Raw genomic sequence first — 22,666 nt, forward strand, 5'->3', positions numbered from 1 at the left:
GATCGACAATGAAAGCACCCGTCAACCGCTATGCAATCCTGATTTTGTCGACCGCGTCGCTCGGCGCGACCGCTGCCCATGCGCAGAGCAGCGTGACGCTGTACGGCGTCGTCGACGATTCGCTCGCGTACGTGAACAACCAGCAGGGCCATTCGAACCTCTACATGCGCGACGGCAACCTGTATGCGTCGAAGTTCGGGCTGCGCGGCGACGAGGATCTGGGCGGCGGCACGCATGCGATCTTCGACCTGCAGTCGGGCTTCAACCTGAACAACGGCGCGCAATCCGCCGCCGGCCTGATATTCAATCGCCAGGCCTTCGTCGGCCTGCGCAACGATCGCTACGGCACGATGACGGCCGGCCGCCAGTACACGCCCTACTTCCTGTTCGTCGGCCCGTATGCATCGAGCAGCTGGCTGACCGGTGCGACGGGCGCGCACCCGGGCGACATCGACGGCCTCGACACGACGATCCGCGTGAACAATTCGGTTACCTATACGTCGCCGACCTTCGCCGGACTGACCGCGAGCGCGATGTACGCATTCGGCGGCATTGCCGGCGCGACCGGCAAGGGCAACACGTTCAGCGCCGCACTGCGTTATGCGAACGGGCCGATCGGCGTCGCGGCCGGCTACCTGCGCATCAACAGCTCGGGCTCGTCGGCAGGCTTCCTGAATCCGGCGACCGCCGCGTCGGGCAGCTTCGCGGTGTCCGTGCTGAACCAGGGCTACCTGACCGCGAAGGCCGTCGAGCAGGTCGCGGCGGCCGGCAACTACACGCTCGGCAACCTGACGATGGGCGTCAACTATTCGAACGTGAAGTATCTGCCCGGCAACGGCTCCGCGTTCACGGACACGGCCGTGTTCAACACCTACGGCGCGCTCGCCGCATACCGTTTCACGCCGGCATTCTCGGTGGCCGGCGCGTTCGCGTACACGCTCGCGTCGAAGGCGAACGGCATCGACAGCGCGGCCCGCTACCAGCAGTATTCGCTGAAGGAGTCGTACAGCCTGTCGAAGCGCACGACGCTCTATGCGCTGCAGGCGTACACGCATTCGAGCGGCCGGACGCTCGGTGCGCAAGGTGCCGGCCACGTGATCGATGCGGCGCCGATCGTCGGCGATTCGCAGCAGCTCACGCCTTCGACGACGCACGGCCAGTTCGTCGGCATGGCCGGCATCGCCGTCACGTTCTGAGCCATCGCGGCAGCGCCTTCGGCGCGCTGCCCCTGCCCCGGGCGACACGTATTTCGCGGATGCCCCGCGTGCTGTCCGGGCATCCGATACGCGGCCGCCGCGGGGCGTTTTCAGCACCCCGTCCGCGCACCGCGCAAACTGCACGGGTTTTCTCGATCCCCTCGATACCTTACAATTCGTCAGGTTCACCCATCCTGCATACCCCTTCTTGCAGTCCTGACACCGCGGTACACTCGACGCACGCCGTATCAGGGTCCGACGCGCGACACGCGCGCCGGGCGGCGTCGCGCCTCGTTGCGCCCACAACTGGATGCCAGCCATGCCAGATTCCCGCCCCTCGCCCCGCACGACATTCAAGCCGCAGGTCGTCCTGCCCGCGCTCGCAGTCATCGGCGCACTGCTCGTCGTGTGTGCGCTGCTCCCGAGCGAAGCCGGCGCGCTGTTCTCCGCCGGCCAGCAATGGGTCGTCGCGCGCTTCGACTGGTTCTACGTGCTCGCCGTCACCGGCTTCCTCGTGTTTCTCGTGCTGATCGCCGCGAGCGATTTCGGCAACATCCGGCTCGGCCCCGACGATGCCGAACCCGAATTCAGCTTCGTGTCGTGGACGGCGATGCTGTTCGCGGCCGGCATGGGCATCGGCCTCATGTACTTCGGCGTCGGCGAGCCGATGCAGCACTTCCTGAAGCCGCCGACCGTCGACCCCGGCACGCCCGCCGCCGCCCGCGAGGCGATGCTGATGACCTTCTTCCACTGGGGCTTCCACGCGTGGGCGATCTACGGGCTGATGGGGCTCGTGCTCGCGTACTTCGGCTTCCGCTACAACCTGCCGCTGACGCTCCGCTCGGGGCTGTATCCGGTGCTGCGCGAGCGTATCAACGGCTGGATCGGCCACACGGTCGACGCGTTCGCGCTGGTCGGCACGGTCGCCGGTATCGCAACCACGCTCGGCTACGGAGTCATGCAGATCAGCGCGGGCCTGCATACGGTCGCCGGCTGGGATACGGGCAGCAATGCGTTTCGCATCGGGCTCGTCGCGCTCGTCGTGATCCTCGCGGGGCTGTCGGCCGCGAGCGGCCTCGACAAGGGTGTGCGTCGGCTGTCCGAACTGAACCTGCTGCTCGCGTTCCTGCTGCTCGCGTTCGTCGCCGTCACGGGCCCGACGGCGTTCCTGTTGCGCGCGCTCGGCGACAACATCGGCCAGTACCTGTCGAGCCTCGTCGACCTGTCGTTCCGCACGTACGCGTACGCGTCGCCGCGCGAGGAAGGCTGGTTCGGCGGCTGGACGATCCTCTACTGGGCATGGTGGGTATCGTGGTCGCCGTTCGTCGGCATGTTCATCGCACGCATCTCGCGCGGCCGCACGATCCGCCAGTTCGTGATCGGCGTGCTGCTCGTGCCGACCGCGTTCAACCTCGTGTGGATGACCGTGTTCGGCAACAGCGCGATCTGGCTCGATACGCATGGCGCGGCCGGCGCGCTCGCGCAGACGGCCACCAATGTCGACGCGCTGCTGTTCCGCTTCTTCGATTTCCTGCCGCTGTCGCAACTGCTGTCGATCGCCGCGATCGTGCTGATCGCGGTGTTCTTCGTCACGTCCGCCGATTCGGGCGCGTTCGTGATCGACCAGATCGCGACGCGCGGCCACGCGCGCTCGCCCGTCTGGCAACGGCTGTTCTGGGCGTTGCTGCTCGGCGTGACGGCCGCGGTGCTGCTCGTCGCCGGCGGGCTCGGCGCATTGCAGGCGATGACGCTGATCGCCGCGCTGCCGGTCGCGATCATCATGATCGCGCTCTGCTACGGGCTGTGGCGCGGACTCGCGGCCGACCGCGTGCACTATTCGCAGGACGTCGCGCCCGCGACGAGCTTCTGGACCGGCCAGCACTGGCGCCACCGCCTGACGCACATCCTGCGGCAGACGACCGAAGCCGAAGCACGCCAGTTCGTCGCCGAAACGGTCGAGCCGGCGCTGCGCAAGGTCGCCGACGAGTTGCGCGCGGGCGGCGTCGATGCGCACGTGCAACGCGACAGCGACGACGCCGTGCGCCTCACCGTGCCGACCGCCGACCACCGCGATTTCGTGTACGGCGTGCGCGTGACGGTGAAATCCGCGGCCGCGTTCCTCGTGCGCGAGACGGCCGGGCCGGAAGCGGCTCGGGCCCACGTGTACGGGATCGTCACGTTCTTCGAGGACGGGCGGCTCGGCTACGACGTCGAATACCTGCGCGGCGACGAAGTGATTGCCGACGTGTTGCGCCAGTACGAACGCTACGTGTCGCTCGCGGCCGACAAGCGCACGCATCTGCTGAGCCGCGCGCCGGGGCATGCGACGGAGGCCGAATGAACCTGCCCGCCGTCTTTACTGCGCCGCGGCGGCCTGCCACACCCGACGGAGCCGCACGATGACCGGGCTCCTGCAAAGCCGCGCCTCCGACGTCATCGCGCTCGGCACGCTCGCCGTGCTCTATCTCGGCGGAGCCGGCATCGCGCTGTGGCGGATCCGCGCCGCGGCGCCGCGCGGCAAGGTCTACTGGATCGTCTGCGCGGCGCTGCTCGCCGGCGGCGCCGTCGCGATGGGTATCAACCTGGCGCCAATGCCGGACACCGGGGACATGCCGCCCGGGTTCGCGCTCGGCGTCGAGGCCGTCCTGCTCGGTCTCGCATTGGTCGCCGGCGGTTGCGCGTGGCTGATGCTGCGCGCGCGGCGACGCTGACGCGCGTATGTCGTGCGGCCCGGCCACGTCCCGCGCGAACGACGACGCGCGGGACGAAGCGGCCGCCCCTTCCCCGATCCGCTTCCTTGCCGCAGCGCGTCACGCGGACGGTGCACGCGCCGTCACGAGCCAGCAAGCCGCGTCGAAGCGCACATCCGCGCCGTCGACGTAAGGCTCGAATGCGGCACGCATCGTGTCGACCACGCGCCGCCGCGTTGCGTCGTCCACTTCCAGCAACGCCAGCCCGACCGGGCCCAGCCGGGTGATGTAGTCGTCCAGCGCGGTCGCGGGTAGCGCGCATGCCAGTTCGACCGGCTCGATCGCCACGTCCGCCCAGCCGCTGTCCGCCAGCACCGACGCGATCCGCTGCCGGTCGCCGAAGCCGAACTGCCCCGGCGCGCCGGGCCGCCGTGCGGGCAGGTTCGGCAGCAACGGCGCCGCGGCCCGCTCGGCGATCGTCATGAACGGATTGTCTGCCGCGCTGCGCCATGCGACGAACCGCATCCGCGCATCCGGCCGCGCCGCATGGCGCAGATTCGCGAACGCGCGAACCGGATCGTTGAAGAACATCACGCCGAGGCGCGACACGATCAGGTCGACGCTCGCGGGCTCGAACGCGTGCGTCTGCACATCGGCACGCACGAAGCGGGCGTGGACGCCGCTGCGTTCGGCACGCGCCTGCGCAGCGTCGATCATCCGGGCCGAGATATCGATGCCCGTGCATTGCGCATGCGCGCCGAGCCGCCGCGCGATCGCAACCGTGACCGCGCCCGTGCCGCAGCCGACATCGAGCACGCTGCGCGCGGACGACGTGGCAACCGCCTCCACGAGCAATCGCTCCAAAGGCTCGAACATCCGGTCGATCAGCGCCTGTGTCTCGACCCAGGCGCGGCCCGACGGGCCGTTCCAAAGCGCGGATTGTTCGTCATTGGGCCGTCTGGTTTCCATCGTCGATTCCCCTTCTGGTTCATTGATCGTGCCTCGCACTCTGCTGCTTCAAGCCGGCTTGAAGTCAAGCCCCTCCCGGCTGCGACCTGCCGCCGCAACGGCGACGCCCTGCCGGCGTGCGAGTTCCCGTTACGCGCCGTAGTTTTCACATTTCTTACATTCGCGCTGCGTATCGTTGACGACTTTCCCACGGTGCCTCCCATGCGACGACTCCTCCCGCGCGCGCTGCTCGTCCGCTGCGCTCCCCTTGTTGCTTTCGCCGCGCTGTCCGCGTGCTCGAACCACATCGATTCGCCGGACGATCCGGCGAGTGCGTCGGCCAACGTCCAGGCCGCATGGGTCGAGATCGGCGATACGAACCAGGCGATCGCGCGCGTCATCACGAACTACACCCCCGCTTCCACCGGGGATCCGTTGTGCCCGCAACTGAGCGTCGACGGCAAGCTGTCGCGCATGTCCCTGCGCGCGGGCGCCGCGACCATCGCCCAGCGGCCGACCGCCAGCGATCCGTCCGATTCGAAGCCGTCGAGCTTCCCGGTGTCCGTCTGCGAAGCGACGCTGCCGGCCGGTGCGCAGGCGGCGAGCGTCGCGGGCCGCACGCTGCCGCTGCCGAAGGCGCAGCCGCAACGTATCGCGATCATCGCCGACACCGGCTGCCGCATGAAGAAAGCCGACAACGCATGGCAGGCGTGCAACGACGCGACGGTCTGGCCGCTCGACACGATCGCGGCCAGCATCGCGAAGCTGTCCCCCGACCTGGTGATGCACATCGGCGACTACCACTACCGCGAAAACGCATGCCCGCCGGACATCGCCGGCTGCAAGGACAGCCCGTGGGGCTACGGCTGGGATACGTGGCAGGCCGACCTGTTCCGCCCGGCCGCGCCGTTGCTCGCGAAGGCACCGTGGGTCGTCGTGCGCGGCAACCACGAGGAATGCGCACGCGCGGGCCAGGGCTGGTTCCGCTTCCTCGATCCGCGCCCGTATTCGGCCGCGCGCTCGTGCGACGATCCGGCCAACGACAACAACGCGAACTATTCGGAACCCTATGCGGTATCGCTCGGCGGCGGCTCGCAGGTGATCGTGTTCGACACCGCGAAGGTCGGCCGCACGCCGCTCAAGACGACCGACGCGCAGTTCGGCATCTACCAGAAGCAGTTCCAGACGGTCGCCGCACTCGCGTCGAAGGCCGGCATGACGACGACGATCTTCACGAACCACCATCCGATCCTCGCGTTCGCGCCGATCGCCGGCAGCACGCCCGCGCCGGGCAACCTCGCACTGCAGTCGGTGATGGCGAGCCTCAACGCCCAGGCGTACTACCCGCCCGGCGTGCACGTGGCGCTGCACGGGCACGTGCACGATTTCCAGGCGATCAACTTCTCGTCCGGGCACCCGGCGACGATCGTGTCCGGCAACGGCGGCGACAATCTCGACGTCGCGCTGCCCGACCCGTTCCCGGCCGGCCTGACACCGGCACCGGGCGCCGTGATCGAGCGGCTGTCGCACAACAACAGCTTCGGCTTCCTGATCATGGAACGCCGGGCCGCCCCGGCGACCGGCTGGGTCTTCCACGCGTATTCGGCGGCCGGCAAGCTGCTCGCGTCGTGCAACCAGTCGGGCACGACGCTCGCCTGCGACAAGACGGGGTTCATCGCGCCGTGAGTGAAGGAGTTCGATGTGACGGCCGCCATGCGCGCGGCCGGCAAACGCTGCGCACGCTGGCCGCTGCCGTGCTCGCGGGCCTGACGCTCGCGGCGCACGCCGCGCCGGCCGAAACCGTCCTGCTTCCCGGTGCGCCGCCTTCGCGAGTCGTCGACACGATCGGCAACGGCACGCCGCAGGTGACGGGCAAGATCGACGCGGCGACCGCGCGCTTCGCCCCCGACCCGACACTCGTCGCGCTCGGCCGCCGGATCTTCTTCGATTCACGGCTGTCCGAGCCGCGCGGCATGTCGTGCGCGGGCTGCCACGACGCGGGCCGCGCGTTTGCGCCGACGCTGTCGGCCGCCTCGCTCGCGGGGCCCGGCGTGCCGGAAGGCAGCCGTCCCGGGCGTTTCAGCCGGCGCAACGCGCCGTCGCTGCTCTATGTGCGTTACGTGCCGCGCCGCCACTTCTACCAGGACGACGACGCGCCCGCACCGTCGCCGTTCGGCGGCCTGTTCAGCGACGGTCGCGCGGATACGCTCGCCGAGCAGATCCGCGGGCCGCTGTTCGATCCGAACGAGATGAACAACCGGTCGCCGGCCGCGCTGCTGCGCAAGGTCGACGCGACCGAACTCGCGCCCGATCTCGCCGCGCGCTTCGGCGCGTCGGTGCGGCGCGATCCCGGGCAACTGGTGCGGGCGCTGGGCCTGGCCGTCGAGGCCTATCTGCAGAGCGACGAGATGGCGCCGTTCACGTCGCGTTTCGACGCGTTCCTGCGCACGCGCAAGCCGCTCGCGCCGGCCGAGATGCGCGGCCTCGCGCTGTTCCGGAATCCGGACAAGGGCAACTGCATGAGCTGTCACACGCTGTCGGAGACGTCGAGCCGACCGGAACGTTCGCTCTTCACCGATTTCGGCTACGACGCGATCGCGGTGCCGCGCAACCGCGCGCTGCCGGCAAACCGCGATCCGCGTCATTTCGACAACGGGCTGTGCGACACCGCCCGGCGGCTGCGCTGGCCCGAGCCGACGCAATGGTGCGGCTACCTGCGCACGCCGGGGCTGCGCAACGTCGCGCTCAAGCAGACGTTCATGCACAACGGCGTGTTCACGACGCTGCGCGACGCGGTCGCGTTCTACAACACGCGCTCGACCGACCCGGGCTTCTGGTATCACGGGGCCGGAACGTTCGACGATGTGCCGGCCGCCTATCGCGGCAACATCAACGTCAACTCGACGCCGATGAACCGCCGGCCCGGCACGCCGCCCGCGCTGACCGACGCGGAGATCGACGACATCGTCGCGTTCCTCGGCACGCTGACCGACGCGCGCTATTCGGAGGGCACCGCCTCCGCGGCGCCCGCTGCCCTGGTCGCCCCTGCGGCCGCTGCGGCCGCTGTTGCCCGGGTCACGCGCATCGTCGCGCCGGCTCGCTGATCCTGACCGAACGGCCAGCCGCATACGCACCCGCTTGCGGTCGTGACCTGCCCCCTGCGAAAAATCGCATACCAATTACGGATCTCAAAATGGTATTTCGAAACCACGTTCGTCTCGGGCATGTCCAGCGGGAACGCCGCGGTCGGCGTGTGCCCGCGTAACGAGGCGATGGGCGCCCATGTCGGATATAACGACGGTCAGGGGACGATCGGGAAATTCCAGTCGAGCGGGAACGTGTATCGAGACGGTGGCACGAACTCTGGCTCGGGTGCGGCATTCAACGTTGCCGGCGACACGGTCGGCGTAGCGATCGACGCGACATCGCGCATTGCATGGTTCCGCGTCAATGGTGGCGTCTGGAACGGTAGCGCTTCGAACGACCCGGCGACTGGTGTGGGTGGGTTAGCCCATCGGCGGCACGTTCCCGCTCTTCCCCGCCATCTGTTCCGATGTTGCGTCGGTCTGGACCGCGAATTTCACGGGACCATTCGCAGCAGCTTCGCCGACTGGATTCATCCCGTGGTCGCAAGGCAACTTGCAGCTCTCACTCGGGGATTGCGCAGACGTCGACTGGTGCGAAGGCCGGCGACACTCTGAAGCTCTCAACTACCGGTGTCTGGAAGCCATCCTCGGTTGCATGAGATTCCTTGGCCCCGCTGCAAGATCAACCGATTCTCGAAAAGGATGATATAGCGCCCCTCGGTAAAATTGAGATAAATTACGCAGCCACGCGAATAAGATTGGGTTCTCTGAGAGGGCCAAACAATGAAAAGAAGAATCGCGTCTGTGGGCGATACTCTATCCAGTGGCGGCACCGTTCTACCAGCGGGCGGGCCGCCAATGACCTTCATGGGCCACCAAGTCGCCCTGGTTGGTGGTCAGGCATTTTGTACAGCATGTAAGAGCAACGGCGTCATTGCTAAGTCCGGGGGACCCTACCGCATACAGTTCGTAGCGGAGATCGCCCTGGATGGCGACATCGTCATGTGCAAATGCCCGCGACCACCGCGCATAATTGCGACGCTTAGCGGCGAGTCATGGTGCGACGATGACCTGGGCGGTAGCGGCCAGCAAAGCTCGTCTGGTTTCGCCGCTGCCGGCGTTGCCGCTGCCGGGGCTGTCGCGTCAACTTTGACCAAGGCCTACGACGAGCAAGTGAAGGTGACCGCTGATGGTCCGGCGGGATACCCGTACTACGTCGAAACAACGGATGGTCGGGTGTTCCAGGGAAAACTCGATGCAAGCGGCATGCTACCGCGCATCCATACCGGCCATAACTCCGACGACTACACGGTCTATTGGGGAGACGACGCAATCGCTAAGCAAAACGAGGCTTAACAATGCCGAACAAACCGCTCACGGTTCGCTCGAACAATACGCGTGATTCAGTCAAGCCGGTCCAGCTGAAATCGATCACGTTTCAAGAGCTTTGGAACGCCTATCCAAGCAAGGACCCGTACGACGATAAGACAGGTCAATACGAGAACCAGTGTGCCATCCGCATGAGCGTCACCTTTCACAATATCGGAAGCGATATGAAGTCGTTTTCGCAGAAGGTCGTGAAACCCATGCCTGGAAAGAAAGAGCTGGGCCGTCTGATGCTAAACAACAAGCCAACGGCAACTCGTGCTTATGAACTTGCAGAGTGGTTGAAACTGCAACCGTTCTTGGGACTCGGCAAACCCGAGAACATCACTGGCGCGGATTGGCAGAGCAAGGTAAAAGGTCGGACGGGCATCATCTACTTTTTCGGATACTGGCGACAAGAAGGTGATTCCTCGGACAGCCCCCTTACAGGCGGGCACATCGACCTGTGGAACAAGGACACGTTGACTCCCAACTGGGCATCGTTCCTGCGGTTCCGCGTTGGGATGTCCTCGATGCCGAACCCGTTGTCATGGTTGCGAGGTCGAAGAGACAACGCGTTCTCCGATCTGGCCAATTCGAAAGAAATCCTATTTTGGGAAGTGAAATGAAGCGTACAGGGCTTGCGTTGTTGGGGTTCGTGTGGGGTTTGCTGGTCACATGGGCATCAGGCTACACATTCAGCCATATGCACTGGCCCACGCCTCCCTCACATTCCACGGGCTGCAACGATCTTGAGCATTGTGGCTCTCACGCAGCCTTTTTCCTGGTAACGCTGGGACTGCTGATTTGGCCCGCCATCGTATTCTGCCTTCTGAATGCGGTCGCGTATAAGCGGTGGTCGAATCGGAAATGGGGCACCGTCTTTGCCGTTGCGACGCTTCTCGTCGTGTTGTTCTATTTGGCCACCTACGCTGTGCCTGCGTTGGGCCTCTTCGGCTGACGCCGCGGACTATACGATAGACACCTGGATTGTGTTGCGACGCGCCAGAGCGCTCCATAACATACGCGCTCTGGCCACCACCACACTAGGTCGAAACATGGAAACCACCAGGACTCCGAAGAAGCTGTATCGCATCAAGGCGGTCATGGATATGACCAGCGTCTCCCGAACCACCGTCTACCGCCTCGTCGACAAGGGGAAGCTGAAACTGGTCAAGATCGGCGAGCGCTCCAGCGGCATCACCGCCGAAAGCGTCGAAGCGATCATGGCCGGCCCGGACGCCGCCTAACCCTCCCTCTGGCGCTCAGCCCCGAGCGCCGCCCCTCCCGTCTCATCTTCCTTCTTTGTTCCCTCATTGGTCGTTTTGCGCTTGACAACCCGCTTCACCCACAATACTGTATGGATAACCAGCTGTACAACCAACCAGTATTCCGGCAGCGGCAGAAGCTCGGCGCTCCCGTCGACAGCACCGGTTGGTGGCTCCAGGTCCAGCGCAGCCTTTCATGGTAGCCAGGGTGGTCGCCAGACCTGATTTATCGACGAAAACACCCGGAGAGCCTTATGCAACAAGGGTCCCTGTTTAAAGTGGAACATCTGGTCCGCATCGTCAACGACGCCGATCGCCAAGTGCTGGCATGGCTCCGCGCCCAGGTCGGTGACGCCCGCGTCGAGCGCGCGGCTCGCCAGCTCGGGCATACACGCAAGCCCTTCCCGTCCGCCGTTTGCCGTTACCTGGGCATGAGCGCACCGGCCACGTTGCGCCAGGCCGAACGGCCGCGCGCCGCGCGCGATTTCTCGGTCGGCGATCGTTACCTGTCGCTGATCCGCCAGCACCTCGCCACACACTCGGCCAGCCGATGAAATGGCGGCGACTGGCCGCGTCGATGGCCCGGAAGGCCAGTGCAATTGCGGTTTCGCAAGCCCGGCCGGCGGCCACCGCGCTTATCTGGCCGCCATGGCTTCCCGTACGAGGCGGCCGAGCGTTTCGAACGCCGCTTCGTGCGCTGCATCGTACACGCGCGTGCAAGCAAGCCGGATATAACCGTCGAAGCGGTCGGAATTCGAGAAGATCGCCCCGGGCGCGATCCTGACCCCGTGCGCCAGCGCGGCATCGAACAGCGCCTCGGAGCGCACGCCGTCCGGCAACGCGATCCACAGCAGCATCCCGCCCGGCGGCTGGTTCATCCGGGTTCCGGCCGGGAAATGCCGTGCGATCGCGTCGATCGTCACGTCGCGCTGCACGCGCAACTGTTCGCGGAACCGGCGCAGGTGGCGATCGAACGCGCCCGAACCGACGAATTCGGCCGCAACGGCCTGCAGCAACGCGGCGTTGTGCCGGCTGTGCGCGAATTTCAGCATCTTCACGCGCGCGTGCCAGCGCCCCGCGCTTATCCAGCCGAGCCGCATCCCGGGGGCCAGCACCTTGTTGAACGACGGGCAGTAGATCACCGTGCCGTCGCGATCCCATGCCTTGACCGGCTTGACCGATTGGGGCGCCTCGACGAGTTCGCGATAAGGCTCGTCCTCGATCACGGCCACGCCGTGGCGCGAACAGAGCGAGACGAGCGCGGCCTTGCGCCCGTCGGGCATCACGCAGCCGAGCGGGTTCTGCAGGTTCGGCACGACCACCACGGCGCGAATGTCCGGATACGCGGTCAGCGCCACTTCGAGCGCCTCGATCGACAGGCCGGTCGTCGGGCTGGCCGGGATTTCGAGTGCGCGCAAGCCGAGGCTTTCGAGCAACTGGATCAAGCCGAAGAACGCTGGCGATTCGATCGCGATCGTGTCGCCGGGGCGCGCGACCGCACGCAACGCGAGATTCACGGCATCGACGCCGCCGCTCGTCGACATCACGTCGTCCGGCGTCAACGTCACGCCATAAGACAACGCGCGCTTGGCCATCGTCTGCCGGAACTCGGGCGAACCGCCGACGGGCCCCGCATCGGTCAGCAAGGTGGGCTTGCGCCGCAACAACCGGATCGCGAGCGCCTGCAGGCGCTCGGCCGGATACAGCGTGGCCAGCGCGGACGCGCCGCCGAGATTCAGCGCATCGGGCGTCGCGTTGGCGCGGTCGATCACACGCGACACGCGCTCGTGGAGGCCCGCGAACGGCGGCTCGACGCTCAGCGGCGGCCCGTCGCTTTCCGGCAGCGTTTCGAGCGCGACTGCCGCGCGGCGCCGCACGAAGTAGCCGGAGCGCGGCTTCGCCTCGCACCAGCCCGTATCCTCGAGCCGCCGGAACGCCTGAATCGCGGTCGACAGACTCACGCCGTGCTGTGCCATGAACGCCCGCACCGACGGCATCCGGTCGCCGGGCGACAGCGTGCCGGCCGAGATGATGCGGCGGTAATGCTCGGCGAGCCGTTCGTAAAGCGGCTCGCCGTCCATCGGCAACGGTGGGCGGGATGAATCGGTGAAAGGCGTCATGCAGGCGATCGTGCCCGCGCGGCCGATGGCACGCCAGATACAGATTCCAGGGAAACCCACCGATACAGCGGCGCAAAATCGTCGTCTGCACCGCAACAGATTCCCGTCCCCTGAATCTGTCGTGGCGGTGCCCGTTTCCCTAACCTGACTGCACGCTGTCGCCTCGCCGCCGCGAGGCCGCGCAATTGCGAAAGGGAATCGCCATGCGAACGCATCACATCCGGCTCGACGCCGGGCAAAGCCACTTTGCGTGGTTCGACAAGGGCAGCCAGTTGATCGTGCTGGACGGCGCGCTTGCGGTCACGCTGCGCCACGGCGGGCTCGACTGGCTGCCCGACGCGCCACAGCACATCCGCCGCTTGCTCGACGAAGGGGAATGCCTGACGCTCGAGACGGCCGGCCACGTGGCGCTGTCGGCCGGCGGCGCGGGTGCGGTCAGCATGGCCGTCGTGGAACCGGCAAGCCGGAGCGGATGGCTCGTGGCATGGCGCGCGATCCTGCGCCGGTTGTCCGGGAGGATGCGCGGCGGCCATCGTGTACACGAGCATTCGTGAAATGGAAACCTGCCGTGGTGTCACGGAGGAGCGTCACGCCGCGCCGCATCAGCCGATGGGGATCCGGCGCGACCCGGTAGGGCCGTGCTCATGCGGATCGACCGACCTTGACCACCGGCGCAACCGCCGCAGCGCGCCTCCGGCATGCGGCGGTCACCGCATCACCGCACGCTTCTGCGCCGTTCGAACCACTCGAATATCGCCATCCCGGCCAGCATCGCGACGACGAACGCGATCCCCTTCGCCGACCCGAAGCCGATCGACACGATCGCGGGCCCCGGGCAGAACCCGGCGATCCCCCAGCCGATGCCGAACACGGCACTTCCGGCAACGAGGCGCACGGTGATCGCCCGCAGGGCCGGCAACTGCATCGGCAGGCCGAGCCATGACCGCGTCCGGCGCTTCGCCCATGCGAACGCGAACACGGCCACCCCGGTCGCGCCGGCCATCACGAACGCGAGCGATGGATCCCAGCGGCCCGCCAGGTCGAGAAAGCCGAGCACCTTCTGCGGATTGGCCATGCCCGACACGATGAGGCCGATGCCGAACAGCAGCCCCGCCAGAAACGCGAATCCTGCCTGCATGTCAGCCTCCCAGCACGTGCCGTCGCACGAATACGGTCGCGAAGCCCGCGACCATGAAGACCACCGTCGCGACCACCGAACGCAGCGCACCGCGCGACATCCCGCACACGCCGTGGCCGCTCGTGCAGCCTCCGGCGTACCGCGTGCCGATTCCGACCAGCAGCCCGGCCGCCACCAGTTCGAACCAGCCCGCATCGACCTGCGGCTTCAGGCTGTTCCCTGCGACGCGCATCGCAAGCGGCGCCGCGACCAGCCCGGCGACGAACGCGGCGCGCCAGCCGCGCTCGCCGGCGCGTGCCGTGAGCAAGCCGCCGACGATGCCGCTGATGCCCGCAATCCGGCCGTTGAACGCGACGAGCCACGCGGCGGCGAGCCCGATCAGCACGCCGCCGGCCAGCGACAGCCACGGCGTGAAATGAAGCGCATCAAGCTGCATCGCGCCGCCCCTTCGCGGCCGGGCCGCAGAACTGTTCGTACAGCACGCCCATCACCGCGATCGCGGCAGGGCTGTCGAGCGAGTAGTGGATGTTCTTGCCGTCGCGGCGCGTGCGGACCAGCGCGTTGTCGCGCAACACGCCGAGCTGCTGGGACAGCGTCGGCTGACGGATGTCCAGCGCTGCCTCGAGATCGCTCACGCAGCGCTCACCCTGGGACAGCTCGCAGAGCAGCATCAACCGGTCGGGATTCGACAGCACCTTGAGCAGCGCGCAGGCCGATTCGGCGGCCGCGCGCATCTGGTCGGGTTCCGGAAACCCGGCGGAAAGATCGTCGTTCATCGGCACTGGGAGACAATTAAAAAATCAATATTATATTGATTCATATAATGTTGCATCTCCCTGTCTGCCGACGACCGGCCTTGCGCCCTCCTTTGCTCAGGCGCGCTCGCCCGCCATCGTCTTCGCGGCGGGCACGCGCGCCGCACCGGCACGAACCGCGCCGAGCGCGAGCACCGCGATCGCCGCGATCACGCACGGCGCCGCGACGACCGCAAACGCGGTCGACAACGGCACGCCCATCGCCAGCATCGCACCGCCCGCCATCGATCCGACGACCGAGCCGCCACGGCCGATCCCGTTCGCCCAGCTCACACCGGTGGTGCGGCACTCGGTCGGATAGAACGCGGCCGACAGCGCATTCGCGCCGACCTGTGACCCCGACACGCAGAAACCGGCCGCGAACACGGCGAGCGCGGCACCCCACGGCGACGCGGCAACCACGCCGATCGCCGCGACGAACACGCCGGCCGCCGCGTAGCTGCAGGCCAGGACGCGATGCGGGTCGAAACGGTCCATCAGCCAGCCGAGGACGATCGCACCGAGCGTGCCGCCGACCTGGAACATCGCGGTCACGTGCGCGGCCGTCCGCAGCGTCGCGCCGGTCGTGCGCAGCAGCGTCGGCAGCCAGCTGGACAGCAGGTAGATGACCAGCAGGCTCATGAAGAACGTGAGCCACAGCAGCAGCGTGCCGCGCAACAGGTCGGGGCCGAACAGGCGGCCAAGCGGCGATCCGGCCGGCTTGCCGGCGGGCGCGGTGAACGACGCGTTCGCAAGCCGGGGATCCGGCGCGATGCGGCCCAGCATCGCCGCGATCCGCGCGGAAGGCGCGTGCCGATTGACGAGATAGCGCACCGATTCCGGCAGCCGCCACGCGAGCACCGGCAGGAGCAGCAGCGGCGCCGCGCCGCCGACGACGAGCACCGCGCGCCAGCCGTGGTGCTCGATCAGCGCAGCGGCCGCGAGCCCGCCGAGCGCGGAGCCGATCGTGAAGCCGCAGAACATCGTCGTCACCAGCAGCGAACGGCGCCGGGCGGGACAGTACTCGGACGTCAGCGTGATCGCATTGGGCATCGCGCCGCCGAGCCCGAGCCCGGTCACGAAACGCCACGCGATCAGCTCGGTCAGGCCGCCCGCGCTCGCCGACGCGGCACTCGCGATGCCGAAGCACGCGACGCATGCGAGCAGCAGGCGCTTGCGGCCGAACCGGTCGCCGAACGGCCCGAACACGAGCGCGCCGGCCATCAGCCCCGCGAGCCCCGCGCCGAACACCGGGGCGAGCTGCGCGGGCGACAGGCCCCATTCCGCGCGGATGACGGGGGCGATGAAACCGATCGAAGCGGTATCGAAACCGTCGATCGCGACGATCAGGAAGCACAGGACGACAATCGCGGCCTGAAACGGCGCAACGCGATGCCGGTCGATCCATTCGCTGACGTCGATGGACAGCGTATCGGTCATGGTGATGTCTCCTCCAGGAAGGCGGTCGCGCGTCGTGTCGTTGAATTGCGCGCCGCCGGAATCGGGCTCGCCGAGCTGCGTCACGCAACCGGGGTCAGGCAGTCCTCCGCGCGCCAGCCGTGCAGCCAGTCGAGCGCGTCGTAGAACTGCGCCTGCGTACGGCCGACCCAGAGCCCGTTGCGCACCAGCCGCTCGACGCCCTTCGCGTGATAGATCCGTCCCATCTCGCGCGCCGAATACAGCACGCGCGCGGTGCGCGGAATCCGCACGCGTTCGTACAGCGCGAACGCGGCCTCGAAATCGCCGTCGGCCCGCGCGACGGCCGCGCCGAGCGTCACCGCGTCCTCGAGCGCCTGGCACGCGCCCTGCGCAATGTATTGCGTCATCGGATGCGCGGCGTCGCCGAGCACCGTCGCGCGGCCCTCGCTCCAGCGCTCGACCGGATCGCGGTCCGCGGTCGCCCAGCGCTTCCACGACGTCGGCCGGTCGAGCATCCGCTTCGGCAGCGGATGAATGCCGTCGAAGTACGACAGCACCTCTTCCTTGCTGCCCTCGCGCACGCCCCAGGTTTCCTGCTCGCGGCTGTGGAATGTGACGACGAGGTTGTACTGCCGCCCGCCGCGCAGCGGATAGTGGACGAGATGGCAATGCGGGCCCGCCCACACGACCGGCGCATTGATCTGCAGATCCTTCGGCATGTTGTCGACGTCGACCACCGCGCGATACACGACGTGGCCCGTCACGCGATGCGCATCGCCGATCAGCGCGTGGCGGATCGCGGATTTCACGCCGTCGCAGCCGATCACCGCATCGGCGCGATAACGTTCGCCGTGCTGGTCGGTCACGGTCACGCCGTTGCCGTCCTGCTCGAACCCGCACACCTGCGTGCTCGTCCGGAACTCGATCAGCGGATGGTCCTTGACCGCCTCGTAGATCGACAGGTGAATGTCCGCTCGATGAATCACCGCATACGGATTGCCGAAGCGCTCGCGGTACGCGGCGCCCGTATCGATGCGCGCGACCTCGCGCGCATCGATCGCATCCATCAGTTGCAGCCAGTCGGTGAACACGGCCCGGCTGCGCGCGGCCTCGCCGACACCCAGCGCATCGAGCGCGTTGAACGCGTTCGCCGCGAGCTGAATCCCCGCGCCGATCTCGCCGATCTGCTCCGCCTGTTCGAGCAGCTTCACGCGGATGCCCTGGCGTGCGAGCGCGAGCGCTGCCGCGAGCCCGCCGATGCCGCCGCCGATCACCAGCACGCGCCGGCCGTTGTCTTGTGTCTCGCTCATCTTTGTCTCCTGCTTCGTGTTACGCGACGTAATCCGGTTGCCGCTGCGGCTGCGCCGCGTCGAACGCCGGCTCGTGCCGTGCGTATTCGTACACCGCGAGGCTGCGGGGATACGCGCTCAGGTCGCAATCCATCCGCAGCGCGTTCGCGACCTGCGGCACGAGGCACACGTCGGCCAGCGTGGGCGCGTCGCCGAAGCACCACGGGCCCTCGTCCGCGCGCGCGAGCAGCCGCTCGACGCCGGCCATCCCTTCCGCGACCCAGTGCCGGTACCACGCGGTCTTCTGCTGGGGCGTGACCTTCAGCTCGCTGTCGAGATAGCGCAGCACGCGCAGGTTGTTGACCGGATGGATGTCGCAGGCGATCAGCGCCGCGAGTTCCAGCACGCGCGCACGATGTCGCAGTTCGAGCGGAATCAGTCGCGGCGTCGGCTGGATCTGGTCGAGGTAATCGACGATCGCGAGCGACTGGCCGAGACCGAAATCGCCGTCGATCAGCGCCGGCACCGCTGCGGACGGGTTCACGTTCGCGACGTAGGCCGCGTCGCGATGCTCGCCGGTGCGGATGTTCACCGGCAGCGTGTCGTAGGGCAGCCCTTTCAGCGCGAGCGCGATGCGCACCCGGTAGGAGGTCGAACTGTTGAAGAAGCTATGCAGTTGCACGATGTCGCCTTTCGGGGAAGATGCGTCAGACCACGCGCACGGCCAGTTCGCCGAGCCGCTCGACGCCGACCTTCATCACGTCGCCCGCCACCACCGCGCCGACACCTTCCGGTGTGCCCGTGAAGATCACGTCGCCCGGTTCGAGGCGGAAGAACTTCGACAGGTCGGCCACCGTTTCCGCGACCGACCAGATCAGGTGCGACACGTCGCTTTTCTGCTTCGTCGTGCCGTTGACGGTCAGCCACAGGCCGCCCTGTTCGAAATGGCCGACGTCGCTCGCCGGATGCACGGGGCCGATCGGCGCCGAGCGGTCGAACGCCTTGCCGATCTCCCACGGCCGGCCCATTTCGCGCATCTTCATCTGCAGGTCGCGACGCGTCATGTCGAGGCCGACCGCGTAACCCCACACGTGTTCGAGCGCGCGTTCGAGCGGAATGTCCGCCCCGCCCTTGCCGATCACCGCGACGAGTTCGGCTTCGTAGTGATAGTTCTGCGTCTGCGACGGATACGCGAGATCGAGCGTTTCGCCGTACCCGACCGGCACGATCGAATCGGCCGGCTTGCAGAAGAAGAACGGCGGCTCGCGATCGGGATCGAAGCCCATTTCACGCGCGTGGGCCGCGTAGTTGCGGCCGACACAATAGACGCGGCGTACCGCGAACCGGGCATCGCTGCCGGCAACGGGGAGCGCCACGGGCGCTTCGGGCGGAAAAACGAAAGTCATCAATGGCTCCAGCGTAAACATGAATGAAGGGGTCGCGCCGCGCCGGCGGCGCGCGGAAAACGGAATCCTTGAACGCTGCCGGCGTCAGTCGCGCGCTTCGCGCAGCAGGTTCAGCGCGGACAGCACAGGCCGGTCGGAATAGCTGAACAACACGCTGTCGGACGACGCCGACAGCCGCACCGGCGCCCACGACGGCACGACGAAGATGTCGTGCGGCTCGAATTCGAATGCGTTGCCGCCGATGAACGCGGTGCCGCTGCCCTCGACGACGCAGTAGATCGTCGCGTCGGTGCTGCGGTACGTGCGGCCGTCGAAACCGGCGGGCAGGAACTGCATGAAGGTGGCGATCGTCGGCATCGGCCAGCCGCCCGTCGCGGGGTTCACATAACGCAGCTTCACGCCGTCCCACGCATCGAGCTCGCCGTTCCGGTACAGCACGTCGAGCGCCTCGCGGGTGCGTGCGTACGGATAGCTGAACACCGGCGACGTCGGATCGCTCGCGCGATGCCGCACCGGCACCATGTTGTGACCGAAGCGGGCGAGGCTGTCGCCTTCCGGGCGATTCACGGGCTGCACGGCTTCCGGGTAGTTCTCCGCGAAGCCCGCGTCGAGGTGCGCGACGAGCGGAATGTCGAGCCCGTCGAGCCACACGACCGGCTCGCCGCCCGCTTCCTCCGACGGGTTGCCGTGGTCGTGCCATGCCCACGACGGCGTGATGATGAAGTCGCCCGGATGCATCGTCGTGCGCTCGCCGTTCACGGCCGTCCACGCGCCGCGCCCTTCGACGATGAAGCGCAGCGCCGACTGCGTATGCCGGTGGCTCGGCGCGATCTCGCCGGGCAGGATCAGCTGCAGCCCTGCGTACAGGCTCGGCGTCATGCTCGACTTGCCGGGCAGCCCGGGGTTCTCCAGCACCAGCACGCGGCGCACGGCTTCTTCCGCGCTGATCACGCTGCCGGCCTGCATCACGAGGTCGCGCACCTGCGCGTACTTCCAGATCGCGGCCTGCGCGGCCGGCTGCGGGGATTTCGGCACGAGGTTGTGCAGCGATTCCCACAGCGGCGCCAGGCGTTGCTCGGCGATCCGTGCGTAGTAGGCGGCGCGCGACGCATCCGGATGGGTCGTCATGATGTCTCCTGGGAGTCGGCCGATCGGCGTCGGCGCTATGTCGGGTCGGGGACCGTACTGCAGTCCGTCAGCAGATTTATATTCGACCCAGACATACCCGGTAAAATGGTCAAATCATCTAATCCATATCATTCTGGATATACCTTCTTGCGACGAGGCATGCGATGGACTGGACCCACCGGCTGCGACTGCGGCATCTGCAGGTACTGTTGAGCCTTGCCGGCACCGGCAACCTGAGCCAGTCGGCGGTGGCGCTCGCGACCACGCAGCCCGCGCTGTCGAAATGGCTGAAGGAACTGGAAGAGGACGTCGGGCTGCCGCTGTTCGAACGGCATGCGCGCGGGCTGCGGCCGACCTCCTACGGCGAAGCGCTGATCGAGCATGCGCGTCGCGTCGAAGCGCAGCTCGACGTCGCGCGCGACGACATGGCCGCGCTGCGGGAAGGCGGCAGCGGCCTCGTGACGATCGGCACGTCAGGCGTCGCGGCGGCCGACACGGTGCCGCTCGCGGTGTCGCAACTGCTCAAACGGATGCCGCGCGCGCAGGTGCGGCTCACCGAAAGCACGATGAACCAGCTGATGCCGCAGCTCGCGCGCAGCGAACTGGACATCGTCGTGGGCCGCTCGGGGTCGACATCCGTCGATCCGCTGCTGCATGCCGAAGCGCTGTATGTCGATCCGGTCGTGTTCGTCGCGCGGCCCGGTCACGCGCTCGCCAGTGCGGCGTCGGTCGGCTGGGACGACGTGCTCGCCTGTTCGTGGATCGTGTGGCCGTCGGGCACGCCCGTGCACAACGCGCTCGAAACCGCGCTGACGGCCGCCGGCCGCGTTCGGCCGCCCCACTGTGTCGAATCGAATTCGTCGATCCTCAACCTCACGCTGCTGAACAACACCGACCTGCTCGGTGTCGCGTCGTATCGTGCCGCGCAGCGCTTCGCGCAATTGAACGCGATCCGGATCCTGCCGATGCAGCTCGAAGGCCAGGGCGCGGTGTCGATGTACTGGCACCCCGACAGTGCGAATCGCGCGGCGGTGGCCGCGACGATCGAGTGCCTGCGCGCCTGTGCCGCGCCGCAGGTCGGCGGATGGGAGAAAGTGACGGCGGAATGAATGACGCGGCCCGGTGTCAACCGGGCCGCGATGTTGCGATGTTGCGATGTTGCGATGTTGCGATGTTGCGATGTTGCGATGTTGCGATGTTGCGATGTTGCGATGTTGCGATGTTGCGATGTTGCGATGTTGCGATGTTGCGATGTTGCGATTCCGTAATTCCGCGATCCGTCACGCGCCGTCGCAGGAGCCCGTGCCGTCCAGCATCAGCGTACCGACCCGCGCGGGCACGAGCGGCGTGCGCGGTACCGGCGGCGTCCAGCCGAACAACGCCTGCGCAGCCGCACCGCACACGCGGCCCTGGCATGCGCCCATCCCGCAACGCGACTGCAGTTTCGCGGCCGTCCAGCCCGGCGCTTGCGCGACTGCCTCGAAACGCACGTCTTCGCAGCGACACAGCAGCGTATCGGGCCGCGCCAGCCGGCGGATCGGTTCGCGGATCGCAAACCGCTCGCGCACGGCGTCCGCGAACGCCTGCCAGTGCGCGCGCCGCTCGACGAGCGCCGCCAGCGGCGCCGTCTGCCCGGTTGCCGCATGGCCGGCAATCTCGCCTTCGACCATCGCCAGTTCGCTGCCGCCGACGCCCGTGCACTCGCCGGCCGCCAACACCCCGTCGCGGCTCGTACGCTGGTGCGCATCGACCGCGACCGCGCCGTTGTCGATCCGGCAACCGAGATGGCTCGGCAGCACCGTATTCGGCACGAGGCCGAAACCGCACGCGAGCCGGTCGCAGTCGACGTCGAACTCGCGGTCGCCGTGCCGGATCCGCACGCGTTCGAGCCGCTTGTCGCCGAACGCCTCGACGACGTGCGCATCGGCCCGGTACGCAGCCGTGACGAGCTTCGCGGCCTGCGCGAGCTTCGACGGCCAGCGCCACAGCCCGGCGCCGAAGCCGGCCACATCGCCCCAGCCCGCCTGTTCGAGCACGTGCGACACGCGCGCACCGGCCTGGCGGGCCGTCGCCGCGCTCGCCAGCAGCAGCGGCCCGCTGCCCGCGATCACCGTGCGCTGCCCGCGCACGTCGAGGCCGTACTTGACCAGCGCCTGCAGGCCGCCCGCACCGGTGACGCCCGGCAGCGTCCAGCCCGGAAACGGCAGCAGCAGTTCGCGTGCGCCGCAGCAGAGAATCAGCGTCCGGAAATCGAGCAGCAGCCCGCGTTCGTCGTCTTCGAGCAGCAGCGTGCCCGGCTGCGTTTCGGCGACGATGCGCGTCGCCGCGAGATGCGTGACGTTCGGCTGCCGCAATACGGCGAGCCGCTCGGCGGCGACCGGCGCGGGCGTGGCCGCTGCGCCCTGTCGCCAGATCTGCCCGCCCGCGCGCGGGTTGTCGTCGACGATCGCCACCGTCGCACCGCTTCGTGCGGCGGCCCGCGCAGCCGACAGCCCGGCCGGGCCCGCGCCGACGATCGCGATGTCGACGCTCAGTCGTTCCTGTTTCATCGCGTACGCTCCACCTGCATCCCGTCACGGCACAACGTCTGGCAAGCCAGCCGGCGCCGCCCGTCGATCGTCATCCGGCACTCCTGGCAGATGCCCATCCCGCAAAACGGCGCGCGCGCCGCGCCCGTGCACGACACGCGCGTCGTGTCGTCGCCGCTCGCCGCAATCGCGGCCGCGACGGTCGCGCCGTCGGCCACCGTCAGCGCGCGGCCGTCCAGATGAATGATCATGTCAGCCTCCGCGGGGCCGCCCCAAGGAGGCTGACGGCCC

Annotated in this window: 24 protein-coding genes; 12 read left to right on the forward strand and 12 right to left on the reverse strand. The window is 67.8% G+C overall.

From position 1 onward, the window contains the following. Nucleotides 1-8: 8 nt before the first annotated feature. The 3 genes from DPV79_RS09180 (at nucleotide 9) to DPV79_RS09190 (ending at nucleotide 3,907) form a co-directional block, all read left to right on the forward strand. Nucleotides 9-1,196 (forward strand): porin, encoded by a 1,188-nt coding sequence (locus tag DPV79_RS09180; RefSeq protein WP_027791358.1) that lies wholly within the window; start codon nucleotides 9-11, stop codon nucleotides 1,194-1,196. A gap of 319 nt (nucleotides 1,197-1,515) precedes the next feature. Then, a complete protein-coding gene (locus DPV79_RS09185; protein ID WP_113045242.1) occupies nucleotides 1,516-3,537 on the forward strand; it encodes a BCCT family transporter in 2,022 nt (673 codons plus the stop codon). A gap of 58 nt (nucleotides 3,538-3,595) precedes the next feature. Continuing rightward, on the forward strand, nucleotides 3,596-3,907 hold the full coding sequence (locus DPV79_RS09190; protein WP_113045243.1) for a hypothetical protein: 312 nt from the start codon (nucleotides 3,596-3,598) through the stop codon (nucleotides 3,905-3,907). Between the two features lie 99 nt (nucleotides 3,908-4,006). On the opposite strand, the gene DPV79_RS09195 is transcribed toward DPV79_RS09190, so the two are convergent. Next, on the reverse strand, nucleotides 4,007-4,855 hold the full coding sequence (locus tag DPV79_RS09195) for a class I SAM-dependent methyltransferase (RefSeq protein ID WP_113045244.1): 849 nt from the start codon (nucleotides 4,853-4,855) through the stop codon (nucleotides 4,007-4,009). A 201-nt stretch (nucleotides 4,856-5,056) separates the two neighbouring features. On the opposite strand from DPV79_RS09195, the gene DPV79_RS09200 reads away from it, so the two are divergent. The 7 genes from DPV79_RS09200 to DPV79_RS09230 all read left to right on the forward strand — a co-directional run bounded on the left by DPV79_RS09200 (nucleotide 5,057) and on the right by DPV79_RS09230 (nucleotide 11,107). After that, entirely contained in the window at nucleotides 5,057-6,520 is a 1,464-nt protein-coding gene (locus DPV79_RS09200) for a metallophosphoesterase family protein (protein WP_113045245.1), read from the forward strand. Then, nucleotides 6,517-7,938 (forward strand): cytochrome-c peroxidase, encoded by a 1,422-nt coding sequence (locus tag DPV79_RS09205; RefSeq protein ID WP_113045246.1) that lies wholly within the window; start codon nucleotides 6,517-6,519, stop codon nucleotides 7,936-7,938. The genes DPV79_RS09200 and DPV79_RS09205 overlap by 4 nt, the downstream gene beginning before the upstream one ends. Before the next feature lie 42 nt (nucleotides 7,939-7,980). After that, the gene (locus tag DPV79_RS42010; RefSeq protein ID WP_133295628.1) at nucleotides 7,981-8,535 is read left to right on the forward strand and encodes an SPRY domain-containing protein; all 555 of its coding nucleotides are present in this window, start codon (nucleotides 7,981-7,983) and stop codon (nucleotides 8,533-8,535) included. A gap of 168 nt (nucleotides 8,536-8,703) precedes the next feature. Continuing rightward, on the forward strand, nucleotides 8,704-9,276 hold the full coding sequence (locus DPV79_RS09210; protein WP_113045247.1) for a PAAR domain-containing protein: 573 nt from the start codon (nucleotides 8,704-8,706) through the stop codon (nucleotides 9,274-9,276). A gap of 2 nt (nucleotides 9,277-9,278) precedes the next feature. Next, entirely contained in the window at nucleotides 9,279-9,914 is a 636-nt protein-coding gene (locus DPV79_RS09215; RefSeq protein ID WP_113045248.1) for a type VI secretion system amidase effector protein Tae4, read from the forward strand. Between the two features lie 429 nt (nucleotides 9,915-10,343). Next, nucleotides 10,344-10,535, forward strand: a complete 192-nt coding sequence (locus DPV79_RS09225) for a helix-turn-helix transcriptional regulator (protein WP_113045249.1) — start codon at nucleotides 10,344-10,346, stop codon at nucleotides 10,533-10,535. A gap of 296 nt (nucleotides 10,536-10,831) precedes the next feature. Next, nucleotides 10,832-11,107 carry a CppA family protein gene (locus tag DPV79_RS09230; RefSeq protein ID WP_059492370.1) on the forward strand — a complete coding sequence of 92 codons (276 nt, stop codon included), beginning with the start codon at nucleotides 10,832-10,834 and terminating at the stop codon, nucleotides 11,105-11,107. An 81-nt stretch (nucleotides 11,108-11,188) separates the two neighbouring features. Here the strand turns inward: DPV79_RS09230 and DPV79_RS09235 are convergent, their stop codons facing one another. Continuing rightward, nucleotides 11,189-12,673 carry an aminotransferase-like domain-containing protein gene (locus DPV79_RS09235; protein WP_113045250.1) on the reverse strand — a complete coding sequence of 495 codons (1,485 nt, stop codon included), beginning with the start codon at nucleotides 12,671-12,673 and terminating at the stop codon, nucleotides 11,189-11,191. Between the two features lie 203 nt (nucleotides 12,674-12,876). Between DPV79_RS09235 and DPV79_RS09240 the strand changes: the two genes are divergently transcribed. Further along, nucleotides 12,877-13,227, forward strand: coding sequence for a hypothetical protein (locus DPV79_RS09240; RefSeq protein WP_059485079.1), 351 nt, complete (start codon nucleotides 12,877-12,879; stop codon nucleotides 13,225-13,227). Between the two features lie 161 nt (nucleotides 13,228-13,388). On the opposite strand, the gene DPV79_RS09245 is transcribed toward DPV79_RS09240, so the two are convergent. From DPV79_RS09245 to gtdA, 8 genes are all read right to left on the reverse strand, one after another. After that, nucleotides 13,389-13,811, reverse strand: coding sequence for a DUF6691 family protein (locus DPV79_RS09245; protein WP_021156655.1), 423 nt, complete (start codon nucleotides 13,809-13,811; stop codon nucleotides 13,389-13,391). A gap of 1 nt (nucleotide 13,812) precedes the next feature. Beyond that, nucleotides 13,813-14,247, reverse strand: a complete 435-nt coding sequence (locus DPV79_RS09250; RefSeq protein ID WP_113045251.1) for a YeeE/YedE family protein — start codon at nucleotides 14,245-14,247, stop codon at nucleotides 13,813-13,815. Next, nucleotides 14,237-14,587 carry an ArsR/SmtB family transcription factor gene (locus tag DPV79_RS09255; RefSeq protein WP_027791347.1) on the reverse strand — a complete coding sequence of 117 codons (351 nt, stop codon included), beginning with the start codon at nucleotides 14,585-14,587 and terminating at the stop codon, nucleotides 14,237-14,239. The genes DPV79_RS09250 and DPV79_RS09255 overlap by 11 nt, the downstream gene beginning before the upstream one ends. Nucleotides 14,588-14,683: 96 nt before the next feature. Further along, on the reverse strand, nucleotides 14,684-16,045 hold the full coding sequence (locus DPV79_RS09260) for an MFS transporter (protein WP_059650942.1): 1,362 nt from the start codon (nucleotides 16,043-16,045) through the stop codon (nucleotides 14,684-14,686). An 80-nt stretch (nucleotides 16,046-16,125) separates the two neighbouring features. Continuing rightward, a complete protein-coding gene (locus DPV79_RS09265) occupies nucleotides 16,126-17,334 on the reverse strand; it encodes a 3-hydroxybenzoate 6-monooxygenase (RefSeq protein WP_113045252.1) in 1,209 nt (402 codons plus the stop codon). 19 nt (nucleotides 17,335-17,353) lie between these two features. Continuing rightward, the gene (gene maiA / locus DPV79_RS09270; RefSeq protein ID WP_113045253.1) at nucleotides 17,354-17,995 is read right to left on the reverse strand and encodes a maleylacetoacetate isomerase; all 642 of its coding nucleotides are present in this window, start codon (nucleotides 17,993-17,995) and stop codon (nucleotides 17,354-17,356) included. A 25-nt stretch (nucleotides 17,996-18,020) separates the two neighbouring features. Beyond that, nucleotides 18,021-18,719, reverse strand: coding sequence for a fumarylacetoacetate hydrolase family protein (locus DPV79_RS09275; protein WP_059814358.1), 699 nt, complete (start codon nucleotides 18,717-18,719; stop codon nucleotides 18,021-18,023). 84 nt (nucleotides 18,720-18,803) lie between these two features. Then, nucleotides 18,804-19,847 carry a gentisate 1,2-dioxygenase gene (gtdA, locus tag DPV79_RS09280; protein ID WP_059861461.1) on the reverse strand — a complete coding sequence of 348 codons (1,044 nt, stop codon included), beginning with the start codon at nucleotides 19,845-19,847 and terminating at the stop codon, nucleotides 18,804-18,806. A 164-nt stretch (nucleotides 19,848-20,011) separates the two neighbouring features. Between gtdA and DPV79_RS09285 the strand changes: the two genes are divergently transcribed. After that, nucleotides 20,012-20,956, forward strand: a complete 945-nt coding sequence (locus tag DPV79_RS09285; protein WP_113045254.1) for a LysR family transcriptional regulator — start codon at nucleotides 20,012-20,014, stop codon at nucleotides 20,954-20,956. A 171-nt stretch (nucleotides 20,957-21,127) separates the two neighbouring features. Here the strand turns inward: DPV79_RS09285 and DPV79_RS09295 are convergent, their stop codons facing one another. Together DPV79_RS09295 and DPV79_RS09300 are read right to left on the reverse strand one after the other, a co-directional pair. Further along, nucleotides 21,128-22,396, reverse strand: a complete 1,269-nt coding sequence (locus DPV79_RS09295; protein WP_113045255.1) for an NAD(P)/FAD-dependent oxidoreductase — start codon at nucleotides 22,394-22,396, stop codon at nucleotides 21,128-21,130. Continuing rightward, nucleotides 22,393-22,626: a 2Fe-2S iron-sulfur cluster-binding protein gene (locus DPV79_RS09300; RefSeq protein ID WP_027791339.1), complete on the reverse strand. Its 234-nt coding sequence runs from the start codon at nucleotides 22,624-22,626 to the stop codon at nucleotides 22,393-22,395. The genes DPV79_RS09295 and DPV79_RS09300 overlap by 4 nt, the downstream gene beginning before the upstream one ends. Nucleotides 22,627-22,666: the final 40 nt, after the last annotated feature.

The sequence above is a fragment of the Burkholderia reimsis genome (assembly GCF_003294055.1).
GTDB lineage: Bacteria > Pseudomonadota > Gammaproteobacteria > Burkholderiales > Burkholderiaceae > Burkholderia > Burkholderia cepacia.